This is a genomic window from Anaerococcus sp., assembly GCF_030825785.1.
GTDB lineage: Bacteria > Bacillota > Clostridia > Tissierellales > Peptoniphilaceae > Anaerococcus.
Genome location: NZ_JAPJPG010000069.1, coordinates 1 through 4,317 on the forward strand (window position 1 = coordinate 1; position 4,317 = coordinate 4,317).

The following is a 4,317-nucleotide window of genomic DNA, read 5'->3' on the forward strand; positions in this document are numbered from 1 at the left end:
GTTTCCATAGTAACAGTTAGAGGTGATATTAAAAAATTATAAGAAGATAATATAATGACTAAAATATACGGTGGTGCTAAAGCCAAGTCCGATAAGCTCAAAACTTTTGAACAAAGAGAAAGTTTAAATAAAAATGAAAAATCCCATATAATAAATATAGCCAAAGATTTAATTAAAAATGGTGATAGAATTTTCATAGATTCTGGAACTACAGTAGAAAATTTATTAAATGATTTAGATAAAGATATACAATTGACTGTATTTACCAATAACTTATCTATAATTAAGAAGGCTGCATCTATGGATAATGTTAACTTATTCGTAGTAGGTAATTACTATAACCATACAAGTAACTCCTTTACATATTGGGGGAGGTCTCCTGCACTCAAAGATTTTAATATTGATAAGGCCTTTATGTGTACTTCTGGTCTCACTATTAAGGATGGACTTACAAATAAAAACCCCATAGAACAAGAGATCAAAAGTATGATTTGCTCAATAGTTGACTATATATACTTATTAGTTGATGATTCGAAAATTGGAATTAGCTCACTTATGACCTATGCTAAATTAGAAGATGTAGATACTTTAGTTACAAATAAAAGACCATCAGAAGAATATATAGAATTTCTTGACAAAAATGAAATAGATCTTAAATACTAAAATAAACACTCTCTTATAAATTAGGAGAGTGTTTATTATTGTTTATAAGTTATGCTTTCTTTAGCATCAACTCATACAAATGTTCATAAAATGGTTTGGATTTGCATATTTCTGCTATGCTGTAGGCTATTAGGCTTACTATTGATATTCCAAGTAAGTATTCGAAGGCTCCTCCAGTCATCTCTAGGACTAGTATTATGGCTGTGATTGGGGCTCTTACTATAGCTGAAAAGTGGCCACACATGCCTAAGATGCTAAAGACGAAAATGAATGATGGATCAAGGAGACCTGCCATTACGAGGCTTGTCCCTACTATATTCCCTACGAGAGAACCTATTACTAGAAGTGGAACTAGACTTCCTCCTGAAACTCCTGCTCCAAAAGCTAAGCTTAAGAGAAATATTTTCATAAAATAAAATATGATAAGTTTAAGCAAACTCGTCTCTCCATTAGTCGCAAGAAAGATAAAGTCTTCGCTTGAAGCAAATAAGTCTATATCAATCATTAGGACAATTGCCGTTACTACAAAAGGTATTAGGTATTTTATGTAGGGATTGATATTTATCTTCTTAAATACTCCCTTAGATCCAATTACGCAGAAATTGAAGAAGACTCCCGATAGGCCTACAAAGATACCAAGAACTATCAAGATTCCAATCATAGATAAGCGCATTACTTCAAAATGAGGGACATCTAGCAGGGCTGGATGGTTGCCGAAGGCGATATCTGCAGTTATTATTGCTGTAAATATCGTTATTGCTGTCGATAGGAAGACTTCCCTATCAGTTTTTTTAAATATCTCTTCTACTGTAAATAACATTCCTGCTATTGGGGCGTTGAAGGCCACGGCGATTCCTGCTCCTGCAGCTGATCCAATAAAGTATCTCTTGTTTTCTTTTGACTTAGTAACCTTGTGGACTATATCTCCTATAAGTCCTCCGATTTGCACTGATGGGCCTTCCCTACCTAAGGTTAGTCCAGATCCGATGGCAAGTGTGCTTGCGATAAATTTTCTAATTAGGGTCCTCGGGCTATCTACTGTAAACTCATTATCCAACATACCATAAATGATAGGAATACCAGATCCATTGATGTTAGGATCTTTTTTAGATAAGAAATAAATAAATGTTCCAATAATTATAAATAAAATGATAATACCAAGAGCATATATTGGTCTGTCTTTAACTAATGATATTAAGTCTATCATCCTAGTAGATATAACGCCTATGACTTTTTTAAAAAATCCTATAGCAAGTCCAACTATAATACCAGTCAATACGAACGAAAGAATTGTAGACAATTCCTTTGACTTGTAGGAATATCTTAATTTTGCTTTTCTCATAAATTCCTCCTTATCTTCTATTATATCAAAGTCGAGCCTTCTATTGAAATATTTCTAGGTCTAAAAATTATTATATGTTACAATGGATATATAAAGAAAAGGAGTTTTTATGAAATATTTCGACTTAAATGGTGAAAAAATCTCACGACTCGGTTTTGGTTGTATGAGATTTAAGACAATTGATGGCGATAATGGAAAGATTGATAAGGAAGCTTCATCCAAAAACATACTAGAAGCAATCGATAAGGGACTTACATATATAGATACAGCTTATCCTTATCATGACGGGAAAAGTGAAAAATTTATAGGAGAATTTCTAGAAGAGAACAAACTACGCGATAAGATAAAGCTTACTACTAAGCTTCCTTGCTGGCTTGTTAAGGAAAGTGACGATTTCTACAAATTATTAAATGAGCAATTGGATAATTTAAGAACGGACCAATTAGACTTCTACCTCCTCCACTCTCTGGACGTTAAGAGATTTAGACAAGTAGTCGAGCTTGGAGTCCTTGATTTTCTTACAGAAATCAAAGAAAAGGGAATTGTAAAACATGTTGGCTTCTCCTTTCACGACGAATATCCTTCCTTCGAGGAAATCATCAATGCCTATGACTGGGACTTCTGCCAAATCCAACTCAACTACCTCGATGTGAATTACCAAGCAGGACTAAAGGGCTATAAGCTCGCCAAAGAAATGGGAATCCCTGTCGTCATAATGGAGCCAGTTAAGGGCGGAAGACTCGCCAATCCTCCAGAAGAGCTAAAAGACTTGCTTAAAGACTTTACTGACCTATCACCTGCCCAAGAAGCCTTGAAGTTCCCACTAAGTCTTGATAATGTAATGACTGTCCTATCAGGCATGAATGATATAGACCAAGTTAGGGAAAATCTAGAGATGGCTAGCACAACCGACTACAATTCTCTAACAAAAGAAGATGAGAACTTCTACGAAAAAGCAAGGTCAGTATATAAAAGTCGCGAGCGTATAGGCTGTACAGCTTGTGAATACTGTCTTCCATGCACAGTAGATATCAACATACCAAAGGTATTCGGCCTATGGAACAAAGCCTATCTCTATGATGAAGCTGATAAATCTAGAAAGGAATATAAAGCTTATCTAGAAGAAGGCGTAAGTCCAACAGAATGTATTGAATGCGGCAAATGTGAAGGAATTTGCCCACAAAACTTAGAAATAATCAAAGGACTCAAAAAGGCTGATGAATATTTAGCATAAGATATAACTAAGCTAGACTTAAAAGTTTGGCTTAGTTTTTTCTTTGAAATTTTATTCCCTTTATAAACTTCAGTATTCTTAATGAAACTAAATCCATCTACAAACTTTCCAAAATATTTTTTATCATCATTATTTTATTTTCAAATTTCTTTCAATTAGTCTTGAGATTACTTAGTTCATAAAGATAAGAAATTCAATCTAATTATAAAATTATTTTTACCATTACAAAGAAGTAATTTAAAATTACCCACAAGAAAAGCCCGATTGCTCGGGCCTTAGTTTATTTTTGAGTAGCTTCTTCGCTTTCAGCTTCTTTTTCTATAGCTTCTATGTTCATTGCTATTTGTGCATCTTCTGCTTCTTTTGTTTCGTAGTCGATTTCTACGTCATTGTAAGTCTTAAGTCCCGTTCCTGCTGGGATGAGCTTACCTATGATGATATTTTCCTTAAGTCCCTTGAGGTCATCGACCTTGCCCTTGATTGAGGCATCTGTTAGGACTCTAGTTGTTTCTTGGAAGGATGCTGCTGATAGCCAGCTTTCTGTAGCAAGGGAAGCCTTGGTAATTCCAAGGAGCTCTTGGCTGTATGTTGCTGCTTCTTTTCCTTCTTCTACCATTTTTTCGTTTTCTATATCGACTTCACGTCTATCTTGAAGGGATCCTGGTAGGAACTCTGTATCTCCAGCCTCTTCAATCTTTACTTTTTTAAGCATTTGACGAGCGATTACTTCTATATGTCTGTCGTCGATCTCTACACCTTGAAGTCTGTATACTTTTTGGACTTCCTTTGTAATGTAGTCTTGGACTCCGACTTTTCCTAGAACCTTCAATACATCGTGTGGATCAAGGGATCCTTCTGTTAGTTGGTCACCCTTTCTTACCACATCGCCATCTCTTACAAGGATTCTAGATCCGAATGGGATGTTGTATTTTTTAGCAAATCCGTCGTCTGATAAGATTTCTACGTCTGTCTTCTTTTCGTTTTGGATAAGAGTTACTGTACCGGAGTTTTCTGCGATGTAGGCAAGTCCTTTTGGCTTTCTCGCTTCGAATAACTCCTCAACTCTTGGAAGACCTTG

The 4,317-nt window shown here is 35.3% G+C and carries 3 protein-coding genes and 1 pseudogene; 2 read left to right on the forward strand and 2 right to left on the reverse strand.

Going from position 1 to position 4,317, the window contains the following annotated elements; genetic code table 11:
* Positions 1–54: 54 nt before the first annotated feature.
* Positions 55–663: a DeoR/GlpR family DNA-binding transcription regulator gene (locus RCH56_RS07420; RefSeq protein WP_306484339.1), complete on the forward strand. Its 609-nt coding sequence runs from the start codon at positions 55–57 to the stop codon at positions 661–663.
* 49 nt (positions 664–712) lie between these two features.
* On the opposite strand, the gene RCH56_RS07425 is transcribed toward RCH56_RS07420, so the two are convergent.
* Positions 713–2,005, reverse strand: a complete 1,293-nt coding sequence (locus tag RCH56_RS07425; RefSeq protein WP_306484340.1) for a ClC family H(+)/Cl(-) exchange transporter — start codon at positions 2,003–2,005, stop codon at positions 713–715.
* Positions 2,006–2,114: 109 nt separating this feature from the next.
* On the opposite strand from RCH56_RS07425, the gene RCH56_RS07430 reads away from it, so the two are divergent.
* A complete protein-coding gene (locus tag RCH56_RS07430; RefSeq protein ID WP_306484342.1) occupies positions 2,115–3,239 on the forward strand; it encodes an aldo/keto reductase in 1,125 nt (374 codons plus the stop codon).
* A 280-nt stretch (positions 3,240–3,519) separates the two neighbouring features.
* Here RCH56_RS07430 and RCH56_RS07435 read toward each other — a convergent pair.
* Positions 3,520–4,317: pseudogene (locus RCH56_RS07435) on the reverse strand (DNA-directed RNA polymerase subunit beta'); the annotation flags it as partial.